26 protein-coding genes are annotated in these 25,886 nt (G+C 62.1%); 11 read left to right on the forward strand and 15 right to left on the reverse strand.

Features of this window, described 5'->3' with window-relative positions; genetic code table 11:
* Positions 1 to 10: 10 nt before the first annotated feature.
* The 3 genes from EPL01_RS08065 to thsA all read left to right on the forward strand — a co-directional run bounded on the left by EPL01_RS08065 (position 11) and on the right by thsA (position 4,157).
* Positions 11 to 1,234, forward strand: a complete 1,224-nt coding sequence (locus tag EPL01_RS08065) for a tryptophan--tRNA ligase (protein WP_135824751.1) — start codon at positions 11 to 13, stop codon at positions 1,232 to 1,234.
* 212 nt (positions 1,235 to 1,446) lie between these two features.
* Positions 1,447 to 1,995 carry a KH domain-containing protein gene (locus tag EPL01_RS08070; RefSeq protein ID WP_135824752.1) on the forward strand — a complete coding sequence of 183 codons (549 nt, stop codon included), beginning with the start codon at positions 1,447 to 1,449 and terminating at the stop codon, positions 1,993 to 1,995.
* Between the two features lie 479 nt (positions 1,996 to 2,474).
* Positions 2,475 to 4,157 carry a thermosome subunit alpha gene (gene thsA / locus EPL01_RS08075; RefSeq protein ID WP_135825024.1) on the forward strand — a complete coding sequence of 561 codons (1,683 nt, stop codon included), beginning with the start codon at positions 2,475 to 2,477 and terminating at the stop codon, positions 4,155 to 4,157.
* 350 nt (positions 4,158 to 4,507) lie between these two features.
* Here thsA and EPL01_RS08080 read toward each other — a convergent pair whose 3' ends face one another.
* Entirely contained in the window at positions 4,508 to 5,167 is a 660-nt protein-coding gene (locus EPL01_RS08080) for a helix-turn-helix domain-containing protein (protein ID WP_135824753.1), read from the reverse strand.
* A gap of 73 nt (positions 5,168 to 5,240) precedes the next feature.
* Entirely contained in the window at positions 5,241 to 5,702 is a 462-nt protein-coding gene (gene lrp / locus EPL01_RS08085; RefSeq protein WP_135824754.1) for an HTH-type transcriptional regulator Lrp, read from the reverse strand.
* A gap of 125 nt (positions 5,703 to 5,827) precedes the next feature.
* Here lrp and glnA point away from each other — a divergent pair, with 125 nt between their 5' ends.
* Entirely contained in the window at positions 5,828 to 7,198 is a 1,371-nt protein-coding gene (gene glnA / locus EPL01_RS08090) for a type I glutamate--ammonia ligase (RefSeq protein WP_135824755.1), read from the forward strand.
* Positions 7,199 to 7,216: 18 nt separating this feature from the next.
* Here the strand turns inward: glnA and EPL01_RS08095 are convergent, their stop codons facing one another.
* The 4 genes from EPL01_RS08095 to EPL01_RS08110 all read right to left on the reverse strand — a co-directional run bounded on the left by EPL01_RS08095 (position 7,217) and on the right by EPL01_RS08110 (position 11,135).
* Complete coding sequence (locus EPL01_RS08095) at positions 7,217 to 8,044, reverse strand: phosphatase PAP2 family protein (protein ID WP_135824756.1); 828 nt, start codon at positions 8,042 to 8,044, stop codon at positions 7,217 to 7,219.
* 33 nt (positions 8,045 to 8,077) lie between these two features.
* Positions 8,078 to 9,316, reverse strand: coding sequence for a YihY/virulence factor BrkB family protein (locus EPL01_RS08100; protein WP_246045649.1), 1,239 nt, complete (start codon positions 9,314 to 9,316; stop codon positions 8,078 to 8,080).
* A gap of 71 nt (positions 9,317 to 9,387) precedes the next feature.
* On the reverse strand, positions 9,388 to 10,497 hold the full coding sequence (locus tag EPL01_RS08105; RefSeq protein ID WP_135824758.1) for a tRNA (guanine(26)-N(2))-dimethyltransferase: 1,110 nt from the start codon (positions 10,495 to 10,497) through the stop codon (positions 9,388 to 9,390).
* Positions 10,498 to 10,592: 95 nt separating this feature from the next.
* On the reverse strand, positions 10,593 to 11,135 hold the full coding sequence (locus EPL01_RS08110; protein WP_135824759.1) for a hypothetical protein: 543 nt from the start codon (positions 11,133 to 11,135) through the stop codon (positions 10,593 to 10,595).
* Positions 11,136 to 11,528: 393 nt separating this feature from the next.
* Here EPL01_RS08110 and EPL01_RS08115 point away from each other — a divergent pair, with 393 nt between their 5' ends.
* The gene (locus EPL01_RS08115; protein WP_135824760.1) at positions 11,529 to 11,756 is read left to right on the forward strand and encodes a hypothetical protein; all 228 of its coding nucleotides are present in this window, start codon (positions 11,529 to 11,531) and stop codon (positions 11,754 to 11,756) included.
* 279 nt (positions 11,757 to 12,035) lie between these two features.
* Positions 12,036 to 12,383, forward strand: a complete 348-nt coding sequence (locus EPL01_RS08120) for a hypothetical protein (protein ID WP_210424101.1) — start codon at positions 12,036 to 12,038, stop codon at positions 12,381 to 12,383.
* 96 nt (positions 12,384 to 12,479) lie between these two features.
* On the opposite strand, the gene EPL01_RS22185 is transcribed toward EPL01_RS08120, so the two are convergent.
* Together EPL01_RS22185 and hisH are read right to left on the reverse strand one after the other, a co-directional pair.
* Positions 12,480 to 12,782: a hypothetical protein gene (locus tag EPL01_RS22185; RefSeq protein ID WP_246045650.1), complete on the reverse strand. Its 303-nt coding sequence runs from the start codon at positions 12,780 to 12,782 to the stop codon at positions 12,480 to 12,482.
* 319 nt (positions 12,783 to 13,101) lie between these two features.
* Positions 13,102 to 13,764 carry an imidazole glycerol phosphate synthase subunit HisH gene (hisH, locus tag EPL01_RS08130; RefSeq protein ID WP_135824763.1) on the reverse strand — a complete coding sequence of 221 codons (663 nt, stop codon included), beginning with the start codon at positions 13,762 to 13,764 and terminating at the stop codon, positions 13,102 to 13,104.
* Here hisH and EPL01_RS08135 point away from each other — a divergent pair.
* The 5 genes from EPL01_RS08135 (at position 13,763) to EPL01_RS08155 (ending at position 21,100) form a co-directional block, all read left to right on the forward strand.
* On the forward strand, positions 13,763 to 15,346 hold the full coding sequence (locus tag EPL01_RS08135; protein WP_135824764.1) for a thermonuclease family protein: 1,584 nt from the start codon (positions 13,763 to 13,765) through the stop codon (positions 15,344 to 15,346). The two genes, hisH and EPL01_RS08135, sit on opposite strands and share 2 nt — an antisense overlap.
* 228 nt (positions 15,347 to 15,574) lie before the next feature.
* Positions 15,575 to 16,600 (forward strand): PhnD/SsuA/transferrin family substrate-binding protein, encoded by a 1,026-nt coding sequence (locus EPL01_RS08140; protein ID WP_135824765.1) that lies wholly within the window; start codon positions 15,575 to 15,577, stop codon positions 16,598 to 16,600.
* 48 nt (positions 16,601 to 16,648) lie between these two features.
* Positions 16,649 to 17,431, forward strand: a complete 783-nt coding sequence (gene phnC, locus EPL01_RS08145) for a phosphonate ABC transporter ATP-binding protein (protein ID WP_135824766.1) — start codon at positions 16,649 to 16,651, stop codon at positions 17,429 to 17,431.
* The gene (phnE, locus tag EPL01_RS08150) at positions 17,424 to 18,419 is read left to right on the forward strand and encodes a phosphonate ABC transporter, permease protein PhnE (RefSeq protein ID WP_135824767.1); all 996 of its coding nucleotides are present in this window, start codon (positions 17,424 to 17,426) and stop codon (positions 18,417 to 18,419) included. The genes phnC and phnE overlap by 8 nt, the downstream gene beginning before the upstream one ends.
* Before the next feature lie 425 nt (positions 18,420 to 18,844).
* Positions 18,845 to 21,100 carry an outer membrane protein assembly factor BamB family protein gene (locus EPL01_RS08155; RefSeq protein WP_135824768.1) on the forward strand — a complete coding sequence of 752 codons (2,256 nt, stop codon included), beginning with the start codon at positions 18,845 to 18,847 and terminating at the stop codon, positions 21,098 to 21,100.
* Here the strand turns inward: EPL01_RS08155 and EPL01_RS08160 are convergent.
* The 7 genes from EPL01_RS08160 to EPL01_RS08190 form a co-directional block, all read right to left on the reverse strand.
* The gene (locus EPL01_RS08160; RefSeq protein ID WP_135824769.1) at positions 21,097 to 21,393 is read right to left on the reverse strand and encodes a hypothetical protein; all 297 of its coding nucleotides are present in this window, start codon (positions 21,391 to 21,393) and stop codon (positions 21,097 to 21,099) included. The two genes, EPL01_RS08155 and EPL01_RS08160, sit on opposite strands and share 4 nt — an antisense overlap.
* A gap of 78 nt (positions 21,394 to 21,471) precedes the next feature.
* Positions 21,472 to 22,062, reverse strand: a complete 591-nt coding sequence (locus EPL01_RS08165) for a uracil-DNA glycosylase (RefSeq protein WP_135824770.1) — start codon at positions 22,060 to 22,062, stop codon at positions 21,472 to 21,474.
* A gap of 137 nt (positions 22,063 to 22,199) precedes the next feature.
* On the reverse strand, positions 22,200 to 22,580 hold the full coding sequence (locus EPL01_RS08170; RefSeq protein WP_135824771.1) for a hypothetical protein: 381 nt from the start codon (positions 22,578 to 22,580) through the stop codon (positions 22,200 to 22,202).
* A 73-nt stretch (positions 22,581 to 22,653) separates the two neighbouring features.
* The gene (locus EPL01_RS08175; RefSeq protein ID WP_135824772.1) at positions 22,654 to 23,850 is read right to left on the reverse strand and encodes a hypothetical protein; all 1,197 of its coding nucleotides are present in this window, start codon (positions 23,848 to 23,850) and stop codon (positions 22,654 to 22,656) included.
* Positions 23,851 to 23,925: 75 nt separating this feature from the next.
* Positions 23,926 to 24,897 (reverse strand): hypothetical protein, encoded by a 972-nt coding sequence (locus EPL01_RS08180; protein ID WP_135824773.1) that lies wholly within the window; start codon positions 24,895 to 24,897, stop codon positions 23,926 to 23,928.
* 173 nt (positions 24,898 to 25,070) lie between these two features.
* Positions 25,071 to 25,631, reverse strand: coding sequence for an endonuclease dU (locus EPL01_RS08185; protein WP_135824774.1), 561 nt, complete (start codon positions 25,629 to 25,631; stop codon positions 25,071 to 25,073).
* A gap of 1 nt (position 25,632) precedes the next feature.
* A complete protein-coding gene (locus EPL01_RS08190; protein ID WP_135824775.1) occupies positions 25,633 to 25,815 on the reverse strand; it encodes a DUF5786 family protein in 183 nt (60 codons plus the stop codon).
* Between the last annotated feature and the right edge of the window lie 71 nt (positions 25,816 to 25,886).

The following is a 25,886-nucleotide window of genomic DNA, read 5'->3' on the forward strand; positions in this document are numbered from 1 at the left end:
TCACGACACCATGCCAGCGAACTCGACGGATCGACCGACAGATTCGACAGACCAGCAGTCCGACGGGCCGACGGACCAGCAATCAGACGACTTCACCGTCACGCCCTACGCGGTCGAGGGCGACGTGGACTACCGCGAACTCCTCGACCGATTCGGCGCGGACGAACTGACCGACGACCAAATCGCCCGGTTCCCCGACCACCCGATGGTCCGGCGGCGGGTGTTCTACGCGGGCCGGGACGTAGACCGATTCCTCCGGGCGGCGAACAGCGGCGAAACCGTCTCGGTCGTCACCGGGCGCGGTCCCTCGGGACCGATGCACCTCGGGCACGTCCTGCCGTTCTACTTCGCCAAGCACCTGCAGGAGCAGACGGGGGCACACGTCTACATCCCCCTCTCGGACGACGAGAAGCACTTTACGAAGGACCTCTCGCTCGCCGATATTGACGAGTACACAAGAGAGAACCTGTGGGACCTGCTGGCGGTCGGCTTCGACCCCGAACGGACCCGCATCGTCGTGGACACCGCCGACGCGGACGTAATCTACCCGCTCGCCGCACAGTTCGCCGACCGGGTCACACAGTCCACGATGGAGGCGACTTACGGGCGGCCCGACAACGTCGGGATGGCGTTCTACCCGGCGGTCCAAATCGCCCACCTGCTGTTGCCCCAACTGGTCCACGGACGACACGCCAGCGTCGTTCCCATCGCGGTGGACCAAGACCCCCACGTCCGACTCGCTCGCGACGTGGCCGCCAAGGAGGCGTTCGACGTGGACAAGCCCGCGGCCCTGCTGAGCAAGTTCCTCCCCACGCTCGACGGCCCGGGCAAGATGAGCAGTTCGAGCGAGGTGCCCGCCATCCAACTCACGGACGACCGCGAGACGGTCGAACAGAAAGTCCAGACCCACGCTTACTCCGGCGGGCGGTCCAGCCTCGACGCCCACCGCGAACACGGCGGCGACCCCGAGGTCGACGTTGCCTACCAACTGCTGGCGTTCTTCTTCGAGGAGGACGACCGGACCCTCGACCGCCTCGCCGCGGAGTACCGGGCGGGCGACCTCCTCAGCGGGGAACTCAAGGCCTACGCCGCCGAGCGAATCGCGGACTTCCTCGACGCCCATCAGGAGCGCCGCGAGGCCATCGACGACCTCGAAGCCGAGTTCGAGCAGTACCGCCTTACTCAAGACGAACGTGCGCGTGCGAGACCGGAGGGAGTCGGGCTCTTCGACTGACCGACAAAATCAGTCGAGAGACCTGTCCGCCGGGTTTCGCGCTGGCGGAACAAACTACAGTCCTGACGGACTGAAAGGACGAGGGCTTTCGAGGAATTCGATACGACAATCAGTCCGGAATCTGCGTCGGTACTACTGGGAATCCCGGCCGATTTTACAAAACCTAGCACGCGGACGAAGAGTTAAAACACCCGGAGCGAGTAGGTAATCCCATGCAACACGTGAAGATTCCGCAGGACCGAATCGGTGTTCTCATCGGCGAGGGAGGTGAGACGATGCGCGAAATCGAGAGTCGCGCAGAGGTGCGACTCGACATCGACTCCGAGAACGGGTCGGTCGAGGTCGAGAAGACCGGCGACCCCGTTCGCGGCCTGAAGGGGCCGGAAATCGTGAAGGCCATCGGCCGCGGTTTCGCGCCCGAGGAAGCCCTCACTTTGCTAGAGGACGACATGATGATGTTCGACATCATCGACATCGACGCCGCCGCCCGGAACAAAAACGACCTCGAACGCCAGAAGGGGCGACTCATCGGCGAGAACGGTCGGACCCGCGAACTCATGGAGGAGTTGACCGGCGCGAGCGTCGTCATCTACGGGACCACGATGGGTATCATCGGCAACCCCAAGCAGGTGGACGCGGTCCGGAGCGCCGCCGAGATGATTCTCGACGGTGCGCCCCACGGCTCGGTCTACTCCTTCCTCGAACGCAAGCGCAACGAGATGAAGCGTCAGGGGATGGAGTTCCACCAGTTCCCGGGCTAGACAGTTTTTCTTTTTCGAGTGGGTTTATCCGGTCCGCAGGAGTCAGACAGCATTTTTCGTTCTCGAAAGCCCCCGGTTCGCTCGCGGTCGTTCAGCGACATATCCGACGGACGTAGTTGCGACGGATAGAGGTCGCTGAAACGACCACGGGCCGGAGGCCCGCGAGCGAACCGGCCCCTTTCAGTCCCGCCCCGTCGGTTGTGGCACCGAGCGTTTCCGAGGAAAGAGCAACCGGCACGCTTCCGGCGGTTGTGACACCAAGCACTTCCTGTCGAAAAGTCGTACCGAGCTATCGCCGTGGAAAGTCTCACCGAGCGTGGGAATCGGGGCGAGCGTCGCTCTTCGTAACCTCTTATAAAGGTACTGTGATAAGTATTCCCACAACAGGTTTGGGGTTCTGTGCGCCGGTTTCTCATACGGCTTAGGGAAAGGTTTATATAGAATGGCAATCAATCTATCAGGTGAACATGGCTCAGCGAATGGGTAACCAGCCGATGATTGTACTTTCCGAGGACAGCCAGCGCACCTCCGGAAAGGACGCGCAGTCGATGAACATCACCGCCGGAACCGCCGTGGCCGAGGCCGTCCGGACCACGCTCGGTCCCAAGGGCATGGACAAGATGCTCGTGGACTCCACGGGCGAGGTCGTCGTCACGAACGACGGCGTCACCATCCTCAAGGAGATGGACATCGAGCATCCCGCGGCCAACATGGTCGTGGAAGTCTCCGAGACCCAAGAGGACGAGGTCGGCGACGGTACCACGTCCGCCGTCGTCGTCGCGGGTGAACTCCTCGAGAAGGCCGAGGACCTCCTCGAGCAGGACATCCACGCGACCACCCTCGCGCAGGGGTACCGACAGGCCGCCGAGAAGGCCAAGGAACTCCTCGAGGAGAAGGCGATCGACGTGAGCGCCGACGACACCGAGACCCTCAAGAAAATCGCGTCCACCGCGATGACCGGCAAGGGCGCGGAGAACTCCAAGGACTACCTCGCGGAACTCGTCGTGAACGCGGTCCAGTCGGTCGCCGACGAGGACGGCGTCGACACGGACAACGTCAAGGTCGAGACGGTCGTCGGCGGCTCTATCGACCAGTCCGAACTCGTCGAGGGCGTCATCGTGGACAAGGAGCGCGTCCACGAGAACATGCCCTACTTCGTGGAGGACGCCAACGTCGCCCTCCTCGACACGGCGCTGGAGATTCAGGAGACCGAAATCGACGCCGAGGTCAACGTCACCGACCCCGACCAGCTCCAGCAGTTCCTCGACCAGGAAGAGGAGCAGCTCCGCGAGATGGTCGACAAGCTCGACGAGGTCGGCGCTGACGTCGTCTTCGTGGACGGCGGCATCGACGACATGGCCCAGCACTTCCTCGCCGAGAAGGGCATCATCGCGGTCCGCCGCGCCAAGTCCGACGACCTGAGCAAGCTGGCCCGCTCGACCGGCGCGAATCTCGTCAGCTCCGTGGACGACATCGAGGCCGACGACCTCGGCTTCGCCGGTTCCGTCGCCCAGAAGGACGTCGGCGGCGACCAGCGCATCTTCGTGGAGGACGTCGAGGAGGCCAAGTCCGTGAGCCTCATCCTCCGCGGTGGCACCGAACACGTCGTGGACGAAGTCGAGCGCGCAATCGAGGACAGCCTCGGCGTCGTGCGCGTCACCCTCGAAGACGGCAAGGTCGTCCCCGGCGGCGGCGCGCCCGAGACGGAACTCGCGCTCGAGCTGCGCGACTACGCCGACTCCGTCGGCGGCCGCGAACAGCTGGCCGTCGAGGCGTTCGCCGACACGCTGGAAGTCATCCCGCGCACCCTCGCGGAGAACGCTGGTCTCGACCCCATCGACTCGCTCGTGGACCTCCGTGCCAAGCACGACGGCGGTAGCTTCGAGTCCGGCCTCGACGCCTACACCGGTGAAGTCGTCAACATGGAGGAGGACGGCGTCGTCGAGCCGCTCCGAGTCAAGACCCAGGCCATCGAGTCCGCCACCGAGGCGGCCGTCATGCTCCTGCGCATCGACGACGTCATCGCCGCTGGCGACCTGAAAGGCGGTCAGGTCGACGGCGACGACGGCGGCGACGGCGGCGCGCCCGGCGGTGCTGGCGGCATGGGCGGCGGCATGGGCGGCGGCATGGGCGGCATGGGCGGTATGGGCGGCGCGATGTAAGCTAGGCCCGACGCCTGCTTCACCGCCTCCCTCAACCCATCCGCACCACCGACTGTCCGTACCATCGACTATCCGAACCAGCACCGACCATTCGGTCGAACACTGCGCCGGAACTCTCTCGTTCGGTTTTTCTTTGCGAGTCGATTGCCGAGACGCATCTGCGGCAGAACGTCTACCCCAGAACGTCTGTCGCGGAAGTCGCTTCCGCGGATAGCAGGTTACGTATTACGCTGACACAACAGAGCAATTTCTAAATATAGAAATTTCGTTCTTTAGGAATTAAAGAGTGAGTCTAGTCGGAGGTCCGGGCGGAAGTCCGGCGCGAGCAAAAACGACGCAGACCCGCGCGTTCACCGGTCGAAGTCGCTCAAGAGCGTGTTCGAGACGAGTGCCGAGACGCCCCGCCGGATGCGCTCGGAGGCCGACTGGCCGCTGATGTCCAACTCCTCGCCCAACTCCGCGAGCGCCACGTCGCGGGGGACCTCGAAGTAGCCCACGCGCTCGGCGGTGACGAGCGCGTGGCGCTGTTCCGCGCTCAGGCCGAACTCGTCTTCGAGTTCCGAGTCGCCGGGCGTGTAGAGTCGGTTGAGGCGGAAGTTCACGTCGTTGTCCGCGCAGAACTGGCGCATCTCGACCACGGCGTCCCGGTCGGGAAACCGGACCCGGCGTTGCCACCCGTCGGCCGACCCGGTGGCCGCCAGCGGCGACGCGCCGAGTCGCTGATAGACGGGGTAGATGGCGCAGGCGTCTTCGCAGTCGAGTCGCGTGCGGTAGAGTTGCCGGTCCCCCAGCTCCTCGATGACCGCGTACTCCGTGACCGTCTCGTCGCGTTCGAGTCCCGCCTCCAGTCGCTCGAAGTCGCCGCCGAACGCCCAGAAGACGAACACCGGCGCGTCGAACTCGGTCGCCATCTGCTGTTCGAGTTCGACCGTGACGTTCGGGGCCGCGGCGAGCGCAGACGCCAACACGAGGTCCGGCGACCGGAGCGAGAACTCCGCGATGAGACTCATTGGGACTAACTACTCTCGATTCCTTGAAAGCCTGTCGGAACCCGGTCAAATTTATTACGCGACGGGCTCGAAACTATTCGTCGTCGATTTCGAGGTCGAACTGCTCGTGTTCGCTGGCGGCGTTCAACACGACGCTGGTGTTGGACTCCTTGATGTCGGGGTCGTTGAGGAGCGTCTTGATTTGGCGGTTCATACCGTCGGTGTCGGAGAATTTGCCGACCGCGATGATGTCGTAGTCGCCGGTCACCTCGTAGACGCTTATCATCTGGTCGTGTTCCCGGAGTCGGTCGGTCACGGCGGGTAGGGCGTTGCCCTCGACTTTGAGTTGGAGGATGGCAGTCACGTCGTACCCGAGCGCGTCGTAGTCCACCTTCGGCGTGTAGCCCTCGATGACGCCGGACTCCTCTAAGTCCTTGAGGTGGTTCGAGACCGTCGTGACCGACACGTTCAGATCCTCGGCGAGACTCCGGAGACTGGCCCGACCGTCGCCCAAGAGTGCATTCACTAACTTCGCATCGAGATTTTCGTACGTCATTACGCTCACCAACGTCCTCCCGCCTTTATAATTTTACGAATATCCAATTCTGCGTCGAAAAGCCAGAATTGGGCGAACCGGTAAGGTTTTACTAATGCATGTAGTGGTGTAGAATGCCAACAAAGATGACGGATGGACAAATTGCGGCATCCAAGGATGCGGGGTTGACCGAGGCCGAGCAGGACGTACTGGACCAGATCGAAGAAGAGAACGTCGACTTCGTTCGCCTCCAGTTCACGGACATCACGGGGACGGTCAAGAACGTCAGCGTTCCGGCCTCGCAGGTCGAGAAGGCCTTCGAGGAGGGAATCTGGTTCGACGGCTCGTCCATCGAGGGCTTCGTCCGGATTCAGGAGAGCGACATGCGGCTGGAACCCGACCCCGAGACGTTCGCGGTCCTGCCGTGGCGCTCGGACGGCGACACCGCGAGTGCGCGCCTCATCTGTGACGTCGTGAACACCGACGGCACGCCCTTCGAGGGCGGCCCCCGGCAGGTCCTCAAGAGCGTCCTCGCCGAGGCCGAGGAGATGGGCTACACGGTCAGCATCGGCCCCGAACCCGAGTTCTTCCTGTTCGAGAAGGACGAGGAAGGCCGCGCGACCACCAAGCCCCACGACGCGGGCGGCTACTTCGACCTCGCGCCGAAGGACCTCGCCTCGGACGTTCGCCGCGAGATCATCTTCACGCTCGAACAGATGGGCTTCGAGGTCGAGGCCAGCCACCACGAGGTCGCCGACGGCCAGCACGAAATCAACTTCAAGTACGACGACGCGCTCACCGCCGCGGACAACATCGCCACCTTCCGGGCGGTCGTCCGCGCCGTCGCCGAGCAGAACGACATCCACGCCACGTTCATGCCCAAGCCCATCAGCGCCATCAACGGGTCGGGCATGCACAGCCACATCAGCCTGTTCGACGACGACGGCAACGCCTTCGCCGACGAGTCTGATGAGTTCAACCTCTCGGAGACCGCGTACAAGTTCATGGGCGGCGTCCTCAACCACGCCGAGGCGTTCACCGCGGTCACGAACCCGACCGTCAACTCCTACAAGCGTCTGGTTCCCGGCTACGAGGCCCCGGTCTACGTCGCGTGGTCCGACGTGAACCGCTCGGCGCTCCTGCGGGTCCCCGACGCCGCGGGCGCGAGTTCGCGGTTCGAGATTCGGAGTCCTGACCCGTCGTGCAACCCCTACCTCGCGCTCGCCGTGGTCATCAAGGCCGGACTCGAGGGCATCGAGAACGACGCCGACCCCGGCGAACCCGTCCGTGAAGACATCTACGAGTTCGACGAGGAGAAGCGCGACGAGTACGGCATCACGACGCTCCCCGGCAGCCTCGACAGCGCGCTCGACGCGCTCGAAGAGGACGAGGTCGTCCGCGAGGCGCTGGGCAACCACGTCACCGAGAAGTTCGTGGAGGCCAAGCGCGCCGACTACGCCGACTACAAGACCCACGTCTCGTCGTGGGAGAAAGAGAAGTACCTCGAGAAGTTCTGAGGTAGCACTCGAGCTTTTTTAGGTCGGCGACGCCGACCGCGCTTCTTTCGCCCGCTCGACCACCAGCGGGAGCGTCAGGATACCGACCGGCACCAGCAGATTCAGGACGAACACGCCCGCAAGCGGCAGGGCGAACCGGTTCCCGACGTAGCCGACCGCACCGAGCGCGGTCAGTCCGACGACCGCGGCTGGCCAGTGGACCAACCCGCCCGGTTTGGCGTCCAGCAACGACCACGTCACCCCGGCACCGACGACGCCTGCGACCGTGGCGACCGAGTCGGGAGTGAGACCGTTCGTGGCGAGCGCCAGAAGCGTAATCGCGCCTGCCGCGACGAACCCGCGGGTGGGACTCCACTCGGTCACGTACAGCAGGATTGCGAGATACGTGAGCGCGATAGCGATACCGACGACGACGTCCACGAGGTAGTGGACCCCGATAATCAGCCGCGAGGTCGCCACGACCGCGACGACGGCCCCGGCCCCGATTGCCCGCCAGCGGTGGCTCCCGCGTTCGAGGACGAGCGCGAGGAGCGCCCAGAGCGTCGTCGCGCCGATGGCGTGACCGCTCGGGAATCCGTAGCCCGAGGCGTGGCCGACGTGGAGTTCGGCCGGGGGCCGGGGGAGTTCGAACAGTCCCTTCAGCGCGAGGGTCAGCGCCAGCGCGCCGAGTATCGCCGAGAGCGCGAACGCGCCGCGTCGCCGGTTGCCGAACCAGTAGACCAGCGCGACCGCAGTGAAGAGGAACCACGCGTCGCCCAACTGCGTGAGGACTGCGAATAGCTCTTGGATGACCTCCGGAAGGACCTCCCCCAGAGTTTCCGTGATTCCGAAACCCCGTCCGGGCATCCTCTGTGGCTAGCTCCTCGGGAGGGTTATGCGCTACGACCGGAAGTTGCCGATGCGGTCGCTGATGCGGGCCGGGAGGCTGAGCGCGCTGGCACCGAAGCCGAACATCACCATCAGGACGTACAGCCCCAGCGTCGAGAGCCAGACGACGCCCATGGCGAAGATGGCCCAACCTCCTCGGAGCCAGTAGAACGCCCCGAGGGTCATCGCGGTCCCGTACAGCAGGACGAGGTACGGTCCCCAGCCGCGGGCGTGACCTCGCCGCATCCGCTTTCGGACGTACTGTTTCAGCTCCGACTCGACTTCCGGCTTCTCGACCGTGCGCGATTCGATGTCCTCTTCGAACGATTCCACGTCTGCTCGCAACTCCCGGAGTTCGTCGCGGAGTTCCACGATGTCGGGAGCGGATTCGTCGTCACTCATGTATTGGGAGAGTAGTCGTTGTTTGCGTTCGATGCGCGTCGCTTCCGGTTCTCTGGTGCGCTCGGCGTAACTGCCGCGGTTGGCGAGGACGATGTTCACGACCGCGCCCAGCAGGACGAGGATACTGGCGAAGTAGAGCCACGTCACCAGCAGCAGCGCGGTCCCGAGAAACTGCGAGGGGCCGGTCGAGGAGAATCCCGCGTAGACCCGGAACAGCACTTGGAGTACCGTCCACCCGACCGTGACCAGCGCGGCCCCGGGGAGCGCCTCCCGAATCGACACGTCCGCGTCGGGAAAGACGACGTACAGCGGGAGGAACACCGGGACCAGCGCCACCAACTGAATCACGGTCGTCACGACGCCGACGAACGGGAACTGCGGAAAGAGCGCGGTCACCGTGCCCGCTAGCACGACCACGACGACGCCCACGCCGATGGCGGTCAGCACGAGGAGTGCGTCCTTGACCTGTTCGAGTAGCCCGGTCTTGGCGTCGGTCGCGTAGATGGCCGAGAAGGCCTCGTCGAAGCCTCGGAACACCTTGATGGCGCTCCACGCGAGCACGACCAGTCCGATGACCGTCGTCCCGCCGCGACCGCTCGGGTCGGTGATGAACCGCTGTAACTCGGCTTGACCGGTCGCCGTCAGCAGGCCAGAGGCCTGATTGACGACCTGCCGAGCGAACTGGTCGCCAGCCACGAAGGTCACGACGACGAACGCCAGCACTAACAGGGGGATGAGCGAGACGAACGAGTAGTAGGCCGTACTCGCCGCGAGGAAGGTTATCTCCTGTTCTCGGGCCTCCTCTAAGACCGAGCGGCCGACGTTCAGGGCGTTTCCGAGACTGGGCACGCGACTCATTTCGCCAACGAGATACAAATATTCATTGGCAATACGTCCGGTATGCGGTTTTGCCACCGAAGTTACGAGTCGCGTGTCGCTTCCCTTATGTCTTCGACGGTCGCGGGCGTCTTGAAAGTGGTCCCGCCGTAGTGAGTGCGCGAGGCCTCGAAACCGGCGTCGCGGAGTCGCCCGAGGAACTCGTCCATGCCGGAGGCCGACCGACCCCACTCCTTGCAGAGGCGGTGCTGGTCGTAGTGGGTCGGCAGGTGGAGTTCGCCTTCGAGGTCCTCGAGCAGGCGCTCGATTTTGCTCGCCGTCCCCATCGACTCGTCGCACTCCTCGCGGACCTCGGCCACGAAGTCGGCGTCGTGGGTCGGCCCGAGCCACAGCGGTCCGGCCGCGAGGACGCGCTCGCTCTCACACTCCGGGCAGACGTCGAGCGGGTCGGCGATGAGGCCCTCGTCGTGTTCGCGGTAGAGGCAGTCCTCGCAGTGGTAGACGTGGCCCAACTGGTCGATGGCGGCGTTGGCGTCGGTCGCGCTGTGGTCGAGTTCGAGGTAGGTCCTGACGTAGTGGCTCGTCGCGTGCGTGAGGATCGGCGTCACGCCCGCGTCGTAGCGCGCCGCCGTCCGGGCCATCGCCGACAGCAGGATGCGCACGCCCATCTCGGCGTGGTAGTCGGTGTTGCGCGGGACCGCGCTGTACTTGCGGACGCCGCTGTGGAAGTGCGCGCCACAGAGCGGCGCGGTGTCGGTCGCGGTGACGCAGACCAAATCGCGGGTGTTGGCGAACGCGGCGTCGGCGAAGGGGATGGGCGACCCGAAGGGGTCGATGTCCACCACGTCGAAGACCTCCTCGTGCATCAGCGCGTTGGCGTCGCGCTGGACGACCTCGCCGTCGAGGTCGTTCCGGGCGAGGTTCTCGCGGCAGAGGTCGATGGCCTCCTCGTCGATGTCCGCGAGGGTGACGTTCCAGCCCTCGGCGGCGGCCCGGACTCCTCGGATACCGCTGGCGGCCATCGCGTCGAGGTAGTACTCCGCGCGCGGCTCTCGGTCCCGGTAGGCCCGGAGTGTCGCCACGGTCAGGTCGCGGTTCAGCTCCTGTACCGGGTTGAAGAACACCTCGTCGCCGATTCCCTCGTCTGGCTGTTCGGGGACCTCGACCTCGATTCCGCCTTCGCTGACGCGCATACCGCTACTCGTCACTCCGCCACGAAAAGCGATGCGAACCCGGTTCGTCGGTACAGTCGTTGCCGATAGGGTAACCCTACGCCAATCGCTGGTTTCTATCCGTCCTCACTGTCACCGCCACCGCTTGGCTTCGGTCCGCCAGCGCCACCGGATTGCATCGCTGGATCACCGGGAGAGAGGCCAGTGTCCGAGTCGCGCAATACGAGGAAGTCGGAAACGAGGTACTGGATGAAGTACTTTTGGTATTTTTGTTTCGCGCCACGAAACGTCGTATAGCTGGAAGTCACGACGACTAGCGACCCGAGGACGAGTACGACAGGAGATATTTGTAGTGAGCTTATATACGTGTAGTAGTTCACCATTTCCTGTGAAATCCCGGTTATCCGAATCAGACCGTACCCGACGTAGATAACGACTAACAACAGCGAAATCAGCCACATGCTTCGGTAAAACGAATAGACGGCCTGGAACGTCCGCGACCGGCCGCGAGAGTCGATATGGATGTACGAGCGAACCAGTGCGTACAGAGCGTCGGCTTGGTCGTCAGAAACGTCGCTCCGGTCCTCAGGAAGACCGATATCTTCACCAAAGAGTTCTTTCGACCGTCTGTAGAACCGGTCAACGACGCCCTGGTCCATGTCGCCTTGATCGGTATTCTGCAGTTCCCATCGAAAGTGGTCACGATGGCCGGGATTGTCGAAGTATTCGTCGATAGTGTTCGCAGCAGTGTGGATTGCTCGACCAACACTAAATCCGAGAACCGCTATCGGGATAAGGATGCCAGCACTTCCGACAGGCGTTTTCTTGGGGAGAAAGGGGAGGGTTCCGATGACGAGAGTGGTGCCCGGGAGGAAAACGCTGAAGAAGTCGTAAAGTCGAATCTACGCGTACTCCCGGCAAGCATACAAAACCTGTATAAGTTGTTGGCGGGTAAATGTATCGTTATATGGACACTGAGTCATTTACCCCGGACCGGTATTGCAGTAGTATTAATAGACTCCGGAACAATGCTCTAGTGAGGTGATAGATAGATGAGTCCCCCTCAACGCCAGACAGAGAAGGCTATCGCCGGACTACGGGCGGATACCGTTGGGGACGTAATCGGGCGGACGCTCGACCATTTACGATGGGTGAGCGTCGTCGCCCTAGTCGCGGCACTCGCATTTCAGGAACTCCGCGAAACGTACGCGGTGGTCCTGTTGCTGGGTGCGGTCGCAGTCGCGGGAATCTGGGCGGTTGGCGAAGCCGCCCTCCGGTAAGAGAATTCGGTCTATCTGCTCACAGACAGCTTCGAACCTTCATAGCACAGCGAACGACGAGGGAAACGAGAAACCAGTTCTAACATTCCAATTCATTTCTTAAAGAATTTATTTTATTTGTTATCTCCAGAAGGCCGACCCGTCCACCGGCGACGAGAACGCGACACCGGAACCTGTTTAGGGTGGCCGTCCAAATCAGTCGGGCGTGTTCCCGGCCCTCGCCACCGACCGGCCTCCGTCGTTCGCGTGCCCTGCACGGTTCGAGAGGCGGTGGTATCCGTGAACGAGGTCGAGAAGTGGCACGCCGACCTCGCGGAGGCGGGCGAGTTGACGCCCGAGGTCACGAATCGAATTCTGTCGGTCCACGACGACCGAGGAGCGCAGGCCATCGAGGCCGTCTCGGAGGGGCGAGTCAAGGAGTACCGAGACTTCACCGTCGTCGTGGGTCACGACGACGAGTACGTCGTGGAGGGTCACGGGTGCGGGTGCCGCGACAGCGAGTACAACCTCGACCCCGACGACCCGACTGACCTCTGCTGGCACGTCATCGCGGTCGACATCGCGCGCCGCGTCGGCGAGGTGGACAACCACGACATGTGGTACTCGGACGTGCGGGACTTCTTGTAGCAGGGCGACTCGCTGTAGCAGTGGACTTATCTAGTCGAGCGACGGCGTCGCTCGGCGTATCCCGTGGCCAAAAAATTTGCGCGTCGAGAACGGCCGTTACGCCGTAATCGGACCCGTGATGGGCGACTGCGTGATAGGTCGGTCTGCCGTAATCGGAGCGTCGGCCGTAATCGGCGACTGCGTGATGGGCCGGTCTGCCGTAATCGGACTGTCGGCCGTAATCGGCGACTGCGTGATTGGGGCGGACTCCGTAATCGGTCCCGTGATTGGCGACTGGGTAATCGGTACGTCCTGCGTGATGGGCGCATCAGCAGTAATCGGGGCGGCGGCCGCTCCGCCGGTGAAAGCGATACCAAGGACGACGAATCCGACGAGGATTCCGAATGTTTGCGTATTCATAGCAATCACAACGTAGCGCGGGCCAATATTAGGAAGTCTTTCTTCTAAAAGTTTTCTAACCGACAGTGGTAAAACTACAAGGTTGTTTCTGTACTGAACTAGTAAACTGGCATAGTATCACAGATTCCATACTGATATTTTAAATTCCTATTTCTGCTACTGACGCCCTGAAGCGCGTACTTTTAGCCATTTTTAGTTTTGCACCCACCCTTCGTATAAAATATCCGTTTATTATAATATTGTTTCATGACTGTATAAGTGAACTCGTCTGACACTTAATCAATCGGCAACGCGACAGTATCGAGACGCGGGGCGCACCCTACTCTCGACAGATGTCCACGAAGTTCCGGAGGATGCGGAGACCGGTCTCGCCGCTCTTCTCGGGGTGGAACTGCGTGCCGAAGACGTTGCCCTCCTCGTTGGCGACGATGGCGGGGAACTCCACAGTATACTCTGTCGTCGCTACCACCGCGTTCTCGTCGTCGGGCACCGCATAATAGGAGTGGACGAAGTAGGCGTACTCGCCGTCGACGCCCTCCACGAGTGGGTGGTCGCGCTTCACGTCGAGTTCGTTCCATCCCATGTGGGGCACCTTCTGGCCCTCGGCGAATCGGACGTTGGTGCCCGGAATCAGGTCGAGGCCGCGGACCTCGCCCTCGCCAGCGTGTTCGGCCTCCTCGCTCGTCGTGAGGAGCATCTGCATGCCGAGACAGATGCCGAAGACGGGCGTCCCGCTCTCGGCGACGTCGAGGAGCGCCTCGCGGTACGGTCCGGCGTTCTCGACGCCCTCTCGGAACGCCCCCACGCCGGGGAGGACGACGCCGTCGGCTGACGCGAACGCCTCGGGGTCGTCGCTGATTTCGACGTCCGCACCTGCTCGTTCGAGACCGCGGGTGACGCTCCGGAGGTTCCCCAGTCCGTAATCGACCACGACGACCGATGCACCGGTCGCCTCGGGTTCGTCTCGCTCGATTGTACTCATGCGAGAGCGTTTCGGTGGCACGGCAAAGTCGCTTTCCCTCGGGGCGAAACTCGGTCCGAATCTGCGATTTCCCGCCCATGCTCTGTGCGAACTCGCCGACCTCTGCGACTACGTCAACAACGGCGGGGTCATCTTCCTCCACGACCAGTCGGACTACAACAACTACGACGAGACCGAGAACCTCAACGACATCGCGGGCTACCTCCAGCGCGCCTTCCGGTTCAACGACGACGAAGTGGTTGACTCGACCAACAACTCCGGCAACGACTACGCCATTCTGACGGGCAATTTCAACACGGCGAACTTCAACTACTTCGAGGACCGCTCGGGCCTCGGAAGCGGCGGTTTCGACGGCCCCAAGACCGGCACCGTCTCGACGGTCACCGACGGCGACACCTTCAGCGTGGACTTCGACGACGGGACGACCGAGGAGATTCGCGTCCTCGGCATCGACACGCCCGAGAAAAAGCAGAATCAGGAGTACGAGCGGATTCAGGAGTGGGAGGGCATCGAGAGTCTGAACCACCTCGCCGACTGGGGCAAGAACGCGACCGACTTCGCCAAGCAGGAACTCGACGGTGCGACCGTCACAGTCGGGACCGACTCCGAGGAGGGTGCCTACGACCCGTTCGGTCGCCTGCTCGGTTACGTCTACTACGACGCCGACGGCGACGGCTCGCGCGACGGACTCTACAACCTGAAAGCGATTCAGGGACGCTACGCCCGCGTCTACGGGTCCAGCCTCACCAAGCACGAGAGCTTCTGGGACGCCGAGGCGACCGCCCAGTCGAACGGGACGGGCGTCTGGAACCAGAGCGACCCGACCAACTCCAGCGAGATTCGGGACCGCGACGCCGACGACATCTTCTTCCCGCACACGACCAGCGTCCGGACCTCGGGCGGAGCCATCGCCGACTCGCGGGTCCCGGTCTACGCCGAGTCGACCGCGACCCAGAGCGGCGGTAGCGTGAGCTACGACCAGATTCCGCTGGCTGGCGTGGACGAGAACGCCAACGTCGGCGTCGTCGGGTCGCCGCTCATCGACGAGAGCTACGAGGCCGACGAAGGCTTCGGCACGGACACCTCGGGCTACGAGAACTTCGTCTTCGTGACGAACCTCGCGGACTACCTCAGCGACACCTCCGGCGACATCCTCATCGACGGCGGCCACGGCCAGTTCAACGCCGACTTCGCGCTGTCGAGCGAGGACGCCGCCTACTACCAGCGCTACCTCGAAGGACAGGACGTCGCCTTCGAGCAGGTCAACACGCTGAGTTCCGACAACCTCTCCCGAGGCCGCGCGCTCATCGTCACCTCGCCGACCGAGTGCTTCTCCTCGACCGAGGTCAGCAACATCGAGAACTTCATCAGCAACGGCGGTGCCGTCGTCCTGCTGGGTAGCTCGAAGGCTTCCGACGCCGCCCACGTCACGGTCAACGACCTCGCCAACGCGCTCGGGTCGGACCTCCGACTCAACGACGACGAGATTACCGACTCGACGAACAACGTCAACAGCGACAGCACCATCCCGTACACGACGGTCTTCGACACCTCCTTCCCGCTGTTCGGCAAGTACAGCTAAGGAGTCGAGGAGTCGCTGTCGCGTTCGCGGACGCCACCAGAAAATACAATTTCTTTTGTCCGAGTTCTCGCGCCGAGGAGCGACGGCAGTCGTTCGAGCGATTGTCCTATCAGTGGGTGTGGTGACAAATGTCGTGTTTTTTCTAGTCACAATATAACAATAGAGATAAATTTAGAGTGAATAGGAAGACTTAACCGGCGAGTGTCTGAGAATTAAGACGATTCGGTCATGGCAAATCGACGGAAATTCCTCAAATCGACTGGCGTTGCAGCGACGGTTGGACTCGCGGGTTGTATGGGTGGCGACGGTTCCGGCGACGGGACGACCACTACCGAAGAGACCACCGACACGTCCGGTAGCGAGACAACCGAAACGACGGAGTCCACCACGACCGAGCAGACGCTAGACTTCCAGAACGGCGAGTTGAACTTCAACACCTCGCCCGCTGTCGCACAGGAGAAGCTTCAGGCACAGTACCAGCCGGTCAAGGAGTATCTCGACAAGAGCTTCGACGTCCCCGCGAAACTCAAGCTGGCCAACAACTACAGCGCCGTCATCCAGGCGCTGGGCGCGGGAACCTCCGACATCGCCGAAACCGGTCCGTTCTCGGCCGCGCTCGGCGTCAAGGCCGACAAAGCCGAAATCGTCCTTCAGCGGAAGGGGTACGGTTCCTGGGAGTACAAGAGTCTCGTCGTCGCGGCCGACGACGTCGACGTGTCGAACCTCGACGAGATGAAGACCTACCTCGAGAACAACGACGCCACCGTCGCGTTCGCCGACCGACTCTCGGCGAGTGGCTGCCTGTTCCCGCTCTACGACCTCAAGAAGGCGGGCATCGACATCGGTAGCCTTCCCGAGAGCGGCGGTTCGGACGCCTCGTTCACGCCGAACTTCTCGAGTCACACGGGAGCCTACGAGACGCTCAAGAACGGTCAGGCAGACTTCGCGGGAATCGGCGGCTTCGTCCCCGGTCTGCAGGACGACTTCGACAAGCACGCCACCATCATCAAGGAACACGACGGTCTGCCCCGCGCGCCCATCGTGGTCAGCCCCGAGCTGTCCGACGCGGAGAAGACGGCGCTCGTCGACGCCTTCACCAGCGCGCCCGACAAGATTTACTACGGCAAGGACGGCGAGAAGGGCACCGACGACGACCTCTGGTTCAACGGCGTGCGAGAGACCGATGTCGAGACGTACCAGCCCGTCATCGACGCCGCCAACGAACTTGGTATCGGTGCCGACTACTTCAAGTAACGGTCCGAAATAAATAGATAAATAAAGAGTAATCCTCGTTTTTTACCGATGCCAGCAGTCTCACTCGAAAACGTTAGCAAAATATACGGGGGAGACACGGTCGCCTTAGACGACGTTAGCTTCGAGATTCCCAAAGGCGAGTTCGTGGTTCTCCTCGGTCCGTCGGGGGCGGGCAAATCGACTATGCTCCGCGTCCTCAACGGACTGACAGAGCCGACGGAAGGCGAGGTCCTCATCAATCAGCAACCGGTCGGGGGCGAGCGCAGCGAGGTCGGCATGGTGTTCCAGATGCACTACCTCATCGAGAGCATGACCGCCTTCAGGAACGCGCTCACCGGGGCGCTCTCGCGGTCGAACTTCGCTCAGAGCGCGCTCACCATGTACCCCGAGGAGGACAAGCGAGCGGCGCTGAAGGCGCTCGACACGGTCGGCCTCTTGGACGAGGCGGGCCAGCGCGCCGGGTCGATGTCCGGCGGGCAGAAACAGCGCGTCGGCATCGCTCGCGCGCTCGTCCAGCAACCCGACCTGTTGCTGGCCGACGAGCCGGTGTCGAGTCTCGACCCGAAAGCCGCGAAAGACGTGATGCGGTACATGAAGGAGGCGGCGAAAGAGCGCGAGCTGACGACCGTCGCCAGCCTCCACCAGGTCAACATCGCCCGCGAGTTCGGCGACCGGTTCCTCGGGATTCGGGACGGCGAACTCGTCTTCGACGGCACCCGCGAGGACCTCACGATGGACATCGTAGACCAGATTTACTACGGCGAAGACGGCAAAGAGCGGGCCGAAAACCTCGCCACCACGGCACCCGACCGAGGTGACGACGATGAGTAGTTCGCGCATCGACGAGACCCTCGGCGTGCTGGAGCGTCGGCGGCGCATCCGCCAGCTCCTGCTCGTAGGGTTCCTCGGCGTCATCCTCGCGGCGACCTACTTCGGACTCGACTTCATCGGGTTCGCGCCCAAAGAACTCTGGAAACAGATTCCCCAGGAAATCGAGTTCATCAAGGGCTTCGTGCCGCCGAACTTCGTGGACTTCACCATCTACACCGAGCAGAACAACATCACGGGCTTGAAGGCGATTCCGGCCAGCTTCCGGAACTTCGGCGCGCCCATCGTCGAGAGCATCACGAGCGACAGCGCGTCGCTCGTCCGACTCAGCATGGTGACGATTATCCTCGGGTTCACCGGCACGGTGCTGGGCTTCCCGCTGGCGCTGTTCTTCGGCGTCCTCGGGTCCGAGCAGGTCACGCCCTTCCCGCTCAACTTCATCTTCCGAGGAGCGATGAGCGCGATTCGGGCCATCCCCGCGCTGGTCTGGATTCTCATCTACGTCCCGCTGGCGGGCATCAACGAGGTCAGCGCGGTGCTGGCCATCGCCACCGACACCATCGGGAACCTCGGGCGACTGTTCACCGACGAACTCGAGGAGATCGACGACGGACCCATCGAGGCCATCCAATCGACTGGGGCCTCCCGCCCGCAGGTCATCGGCTTCGGGATGCTGAGTCAGGTCTCGACCTCCTACGTCGCGTGGACGCTCTACATCCTCGAAATCAACACCCGCATCGCAATCAGCCTCGGCGTCGTCGGCGCGGGCGGTATCGGTCGGTACATCCGCCTGCGACAGGACCTGTTCAAGTATCAGAAGGCCGCGGCGGGCATCATCATGGTGTTCGTCATCGTCATCTCGGTCGAGTTGCTCTCCTCGCGCATCCGCGCTCGACTCCGGCCCGACGAACACGAGAGCAAGTCCATCATCGACGCCATCAAGGACCTCGCAAACGGCAACAAGTGGCTCGGCACCGGGTCGAACCGGTAGTCCGTCCCAACCGCTCGCAAATTTTCTTTCGGAGACGGCGACGACGGTCGTAGGGAATCACGTACGATTTCTTTAGAAATAATATCCTGTCTTTAGCAATTGTAATCCCGCCTCGAAGCCAACTATCGACAATCGCTCCGGCCGACCAGACCACCGGCAGACGCTTAGGGAGACAACCACCGTGGCGGGGTGAAGGGGCCGGTCGCTACGCGAACCCCGGCGACGGAAGGACCGCAGGGAGGAGCGAAGCGACGACTGAGGACCGCACCGAGCCGCGGGAGCGTAGCGACCGGGGGCGTCAAGAAGACGAAACCACGCCGGTTCTGCCGTTCGTGACCGCTGGCGTTTTGCTGACACGGCCTGCGTAAATTCCCCACCCACGTAGCTTCCCAAATACTGAATAGCGCCGAGCGTCCGCACCCGATATGGTCCCCAGAGAAACAGGTCGGCGGGAGTTCCTCCTCGGGGCGGGCGCGGCCGGAGTCGGTGCCACCATCGACGGCAAGCACGCCGCGTCCGGCCTCGGAGCGCCCGCGGTGAGTGTTCCGGACCTCGACGCCGACCACCGAGTCCGGTGGGAGTTCGAGGCGGACACCGAGGAGTCATTCGTCTACCCCGTCGCCAGCGCCGACGGCGCGGTGTTCACCTACGTCCGCCGACACGGGTCCGAGGCGGACACTCGTGACGCCGTGTACGCCTTCGAGAGAGAGACCGGCGAGACGCGCTGGAAGCGCGAGACGAACGACTTGCCGGTCGTCAGAACCACCTCGGCCAATCGCATCTACCTCCGCGGCGAGCAGGGCCTCCAAGCGCTCGACACGGCCGACGGGTCCGTGAAGTGGAGATACGACTTGGAAGACATCCGACTGCGCGAGTTCGTGGTCGGCGAGGGCATCGCCGTCGGAGCGTTCGGAAGCGGACTTATCGCGTTCAACGCAGAAGACGGCACCGAGCGGTGGCGAATCCCGCTCGGCGACGGACCACAGCAATCGGAGACGCCGGGCGTCTCGAACCGAGTTCGCGGGTTGACCGTCGCGGGCGACGCCCTCTACTTCGGGAACACCGAGGAGTTCACCGCGCTCTCGCTGGCCGACGGCGAGCGACGCTGGTACGCCCCAATCGAGGAGGACATCGCGTGGCCCGGCGCGGTCCGCGACGGCCTGCTGGTCGGGTGGTCGGACGGCGCGGTCTACGGCGTCGAAGTCGAGAGCGGGCAGCGCCGGTTCCGGACAGAGGTCGGCCACGTCCGCGCTCACGACAGCGGCGGCACCGTCGGCGAGCGCGCCGCCTACGTCTGGGGCGACCGATTCACCGCCGTCGACCTCCGGACCGGCGGGAAGCGCTGGACCTACACCGCCGACGGAACCGAGTCGGGTCCCAGCGACGGACGCGGCTCCTCGCCCGTCGTCGGCGACGGTCTGGTGTTCACCTCCACGGGCGAGGAGAGCGTGGTCGCGCTCGACGCCGATTCGGGCCGCGAGCGCTGGCAGTTCGACAGCGAGACCGCGTTCGGCCGCTGGGGCGAAGTCCGGAACGGGTTCGTCTACGTCACCGGACCCCACCGAATCCACGCCCTCGAAGCCGGTTCCGGCCGCGAGCAGTGGTCGCTCGAAATCGGCGACGAGAACGACACGACGTGGGCCATCGCGTTCGGCGACTCCGTCTTCGTCGGCACCCGGAACGGGCGACTCTACGCCGTCGACCCGCCGTCCCGGCTCGTGACCGCGCCGGTCGAGACCGCCACCGAGTTCGCCACCACCTCGTCCGGGTTGGGGCTGCTCGGCCTCCTCGGCGCGGGCCTGCTGGGCGTCGGCTACCGCCACGCCAAGCGCCGAGCGAGCGCCACCGACCGAGACGCGGACCTCGAACTCGGCCGCCTCGCGCGCCTCGACAGCGGGCCGCTCACCGAGACGTACCTGAAGCGCGTCCAGACCCCCGACGGACCCGAGTTGGTCGCCGAGACGCGACTGTCCGACTCGGCGGGGCCAGACGCCCGGCGCGCAGTCGCCGCGGCCGTCGAGAACTGGGCCGCCCTCGACGCCGCCAGCCCCGCGAGCGGACTCCTCCCGGTCCGCGACTACGGCACCGACCCAGAACCGTGGTTCGAGACGCCCTACCTCTCCGGCGGGTCGCTCGCCGACTCGTGGCCCCGCTCGTACCGCGAGCGCGTCGAAGTCGCCTCGGCGGTCGCACGGGCGCTCCACGCCGCCCACCGCGAGGAGGTCGTCCACGGCAGGCTCGCGCCCCGACACGTCCTCCGAGGTGGCGCGGACGACGCGAACAGACGGCGCGTCGGCGACCCCGAGGTCCGCGTCGGCGGGTGGTTCCTCGCAGACGCACTCGACGAAGTCCGCGAGGACTCGGACCCCTACGCGCCGCCCGAGGTTCGAAACGGTGGCGAGAGCGCGAACTCCGTCGCTGGCGACGTGTACCGCGTCGGCGCGCTGGCCGCCCATCTGCTCACGGGCGAAGTTCCCGGTCCCTCCTCCGAGGCCGAAGTAGAGTCCGGTCCCAAATCTGAACTGGGCTCCAGTTCCGAGTCCGGGAGTCCGGCGACTGCCGGACTTCCGGACGAACTCGCCGCGGTGCTGACCCGGGCGCTGGCGGACGACCCCGAGGCCCGCCACGACTCGGCGCTGGCCTTCGACGACGAGTTCCGGTGGGCGGCGCTGGACCGCTAGCGGGCCGCGACGGCGACGTAGCACGCCGCGACCACGACGCACCCGACGCCCGAGAAGAAGGTCGTCGCGCCCCACGCCAGCGGCGTGAGCGACGCGACCTGCTTCTGAGAGGCGGCTCTGCGCCTCCTCGCGTCGAGGTAGACCAGCGTGGCGAGCGCCAGCGGCGCGAGGACCGCCGCGGCGACCACGCCGAGTGATTCGAGGGCGAGAGCGAGCGATTCGGGAGTCAGGGCGAGCGGTTCGAGGACCGAGGCGAGTACTTCGAGGGTGGGGACGAGGGTCGAGGCCGACATGGACCCCTTTGTTCCAAGCGAAACCCCATTGTTATTGGTTGGTTACTGGGGCGAGAGCCGCGTCGAAGGTAAAGGAAATCAGAAGTCGCCCAGCTGGGACTGGCCGTTCGAGTCGCCGTCGGCCATCGCGGCGGCCTTGTCGAGGGCGGCGTCTAAGGTCTCCTCCTGACTGCGGTCGTAGAGGGTCGCGGCGGGGTGGACGCAAATCAACACGTCGCGGACCGCGCCGCCGAGTTCGGCCTGCTCGATGCTCCCGGCCTCCTTGGTCACCGCCACGTCGCGGTCCAGCAGGTGCTGGCTGGGGACCTTCCCGAGCGTGATGATGAGTTCAGGGTCCACCTGCTCGATTTCGCTTTCGAGGTAGGGAAAGCAGTTGTCCAACTCCTCTCCGGTCGGGTCGCGGTTCTCGGGCGGGCGACACCGGACGCAGTTGGTGATGCGCACGTCCTGTCGGGCCAGCCCTCGGTCGCGCAACTTGTCGTCCAGAATCGTCCCGCTCCGGCCGACGAAGGGTTCGCCTTCCCTGTCTTCCTGTTCGCCGGGTCCCTCGCCGACGAACACCACGTCTGCGTCCGCCGGGCCGGTGCCGTTGACGATTCGGCTCCGACAATCGACCAACTCGGGGCACTTCGTGCAGTCGGTCACTTCGAGTCCGTCCATTTCTCCCATGCGAGGAGGGTTCGGGGTGGCGGTATTAAGAATCGGCGGCCTCGGACAAAATGTCACCCCCAAGTCCAATAAAGTACGAGTCGCCCATTCGTTCATTCGCGGCGTACCAATCAGGGTAAATCAATTTTTAGAGGGTCTTATTCGAAATAGTCCTTCTTCAGGTAGAGATAAGAAGCAAACACAATAGTAAGGACCGTTCTTGTTCCAAAAGTGGACAACTCGATCTCGTTCGTCAAGAAACTTGAGAAGGTGTAAAGGAAAGCAAGGAAGTGAATGAAAAGAGTAACAGTCCAAGCCCAGTGTTTCAATTTCCAGAGATAATATATGAGGATTAATGAAAGGATTGGTACGGGCGTGTAAATCCACATCGCAGGGTCTGTTGAAAGTAGGAGAACGAGAACGGCAAGCCATCCAACTGTGTACAGTCCAATATACAGTTTCAGACCTTGTGGCCGAGCTTTCGGCTTTCTACGCCCTTTTGGCTCCTCTACTTGCTCCGTATGAGAATGATCTGGCATGACCCATATTAGTATTCATTTTAACATATGCCTTTTCCCCAAACCCTCAGGAAAATGCCGGAAATTACAATAGTTACTGAGTAGAATGAAGTCCGAGATTGGATGGCTCAAATTCAGCATGTCCCCCAGCAGGAACGTGGATCTTCCACTCCATCGCATTCTTTGCTAGGTACTCAATAGACGTACTTGGCGTAGAGAATTCCTGATTGATAGTGACATCAACACTCTCGTCTTTAGGAATTTCAATCCTAAAGGCGTCGATTTGTAATATCATTGCTTGGAGATCGCAAAAGTCATATCTCATAGTGACCTTGTTTATCTGAGAATCAGTATAGTATTCACAGGCAGAGCCGTCATTCTGAAGGATTTCGATAGCATCAACCAGAGTAAGGAAATCTCCAAGGATGGGAACCTCGCCTAGAGCCAAAATAAACAGATCCCAAAGTCCCTGGTTTTCCTCTTTCTCGTTCAACTTGTTTCCATCCACTGCTTTGTCTTTCACTTCCTGGCTTGTTGCCCACTCGTGCCAATTGTCGGACTTCCATTGCTCCCAGTCCTCACCTTTGAGATTACCTGCATACGAACGCTGGTCGTTCCAGTACAGGTATTGATTGCTGGAATCAGCCATGTTATTCACGTCCATCGTCACTTCAATTTGTTCCATTAGCTCCCGGAGCCCAACCTCGTCTTTCGACGGGTTCGTTACGTCTTCTTCAACAACGTAAGCATGAGCAAGTGAACCGACGACGAAGTAATGTACGTACTCGTCTGAACCAAGGGGATCCCGTCCATCGTAATCCAAGAAGAAATTGAAATCCTGCATGACGTCAACTGAATCACTGTCCGCATCGTCCCGTTGAGTGTCCGACTTATTCACGATCCCCCATCCACCGCTATGGTACTCAAACTCTCCAACGTTGACGTGATCAATAAAGACTCCTTCAGTAGAGTCACCAAAGTACCCATCAAACCCGATACCCCCACTTGTCCAAGTCAAATCTGAACCCTGTACGGTAGCCAACGTATTATCCTTCAAATCGTAGATCTCGACCCTCTGAGTACCGTCTGATTGCCAGTCAATTTCGGCCCAGTACCACGCGTCTTGAGACATGGACAAGTTATTCGAACTGTCCAAAACAGTACCATCACCGTTCTGGTACTTGAACAAGTAGACATCCCCTGAAACTGGTTTGATTTTTACGTAGTAACGGTCGTCGTGACCTTGGACACCCCATGAAATGTTGAAATTATCTGCGCCACCGGTTGGCATGAAGTAGCAACCCAGTGTATCACCAGCAGACGGGGAGTTCTGAAGTCCCGACGTGCTTATCATTTCAGTATTATCTCAACTAATCTTTAAACCTCGGCGACCGTTATAGACTCCTCCTAGCTCGTTCGGACCAGAGTATTCTGACGCCTTGATTATCTCTGCTCCTGTTTCACCTCTATCAAAGTCGAAAGGTGAAAGACCGAGTGCCTTGTTGAAGTTCGCTACAGTTTGATATTTACCGATTGGACCAGAACTACCGGTGGTCGCGTAGTCGAACTGCGCCGTCTCACTTGACGATCCAAGGTACGCGGAGTACCCGAATCCACGCCCCTCAAAGTTGGGGTCGGCGCTGTCGCTCCCGTCGTAGGTGAACGACGCCAGAGAATTCCCGTTCTGGTCGTACAGCGTCACGTCGTGTGTGTTGGGCGACCCGTCGGTCCACTTTATTTCGAGTTTGTACCACGTGTTCGTCGAGAACGAGGGGTCCTCCGCCGCAGTCGTTAACCACGTGGCACTCCCGTCGTTGACCACGCCCATGCCGAGGAGACTCTTTTCCATGTTTATCTTCACGTAGTAGTGGTCGTCCCGGCCATCGCCGTCCACCGCGCCGTAGTTGACATTCACGTTCTCGGTAGCGTTCGCACCTCGAATCCAGCACGTGATCGTGTCCCCGACTTGTGGATACGACGTCAAGTCGTTGCCATCGTCGTCGTAGGAAATCATCTTGGTATCTCCTTCACCGAGCGTGAGGACGCTATCGCTCGCGTCACCGGTTGCTTTCGTCGATACGGTGTCGAGACTCGCGTTCGATTCCCCGAACTCGAAATAGTAGTGGTCTTTCATCTCCGAAATGGAACCGTAGTCGAAGTCCGCGAAGACCGCTCCACTTGCCGCCTGCGCGGGCATCGTTACCTCCGAACTCAACGCCCCTGTCCCAAGCCCGGCTCCGACTCCCGACCCGGCCATTCCGGCCAACTTGAGGTAGGTTCGGCGGTCGAAAGTCTCAGTCGTCGTTTTGCTGGATTCGCGGGAATTTTTCTCAGACATCGGGAGCAAAAATACGGGCATACATATTAGTTAATTTCTAGTTATAGAATTAAAATAACAGTATATTTTTATTATATTTGAGCTATTATCTTGGGGTGCGAACCGAGGAAGGCCATCGATAGCAGTTGCTCTCTTTCAAGTGCACCACCGCACCTACTCTCCCCGAACCACGGCTAGTCGCCTTCTCGCCGCAACTCGTCGCCCGCTCTGGCCGCCAGCCTCGCCACCCGAAGCGGTTCGGGCCGACCGCCCTCGGGCGTGAAGGCCCGAACTGCGTCCCGAGCCTCGCTCGGGTCCACTCCCACCGAACGCACGAAGACGGTCTGGTCGTTGAGGGCGAGGCGCTCGCGGGGCGGCTGACGGTCGAGAATCTCGGTTCGGGCGCGTAATTCCTCCCCCTCGAACTCGGCTTCAAGGGCTTCGGTCAGGCCGGGACTCTCCTCGAACGTGACCGAGATTACGGGGCGGTCGAGTTCGTCGGCGAGGCGGCGCAGGTCCACGACGTTGTACCACGCCAGCGCGATGCCAGCGACGAAGACGTATCTCACGTCCTCTCGGCCGAGTCTCGAAAAAAGGTCAGCGATTGCATCGGTGGCGTCCAGTCCGCCGACGGTGCAGGTCTCGTAGGCGAAGCCATCGGTGACGCGACTCGCGCGAGTGACGACGCCTGCGAGCGTGCTACGACGTTCCCGATACGATTCGGCGACTCCGAGCGCACGGACGCCGGACTTCACGTCAGGCTTCTTCGTCTTTGATGTCTTTCAGGCGGTCGAGGAGTTCGTCGTTCGACGCGCCGATTTCGAAGTCCACGCTACCTTCGTGGGAGTTCTCTTCTGTTGATACACCGCTGTCGTCGTCCAGGTCAGCGTCGTAATCCTGGTTGTCCTGTTCGGACTCGTCGTAGCTCCCAAATCCCATGTGTAGTTGTACATACACGCTTGGACCACTAAAGTCTCCTGCCGCCCGTCAACGTTTTGAGGGGTGCGGTC

Source organism: Halorussus ruber (assembly GCF_004765785.1).
GTDB lineage: Archaea > Halobacteriota > Halobacteria > Halobacteriales > Haladaptataceae > Halorussus > Halorussus ruber.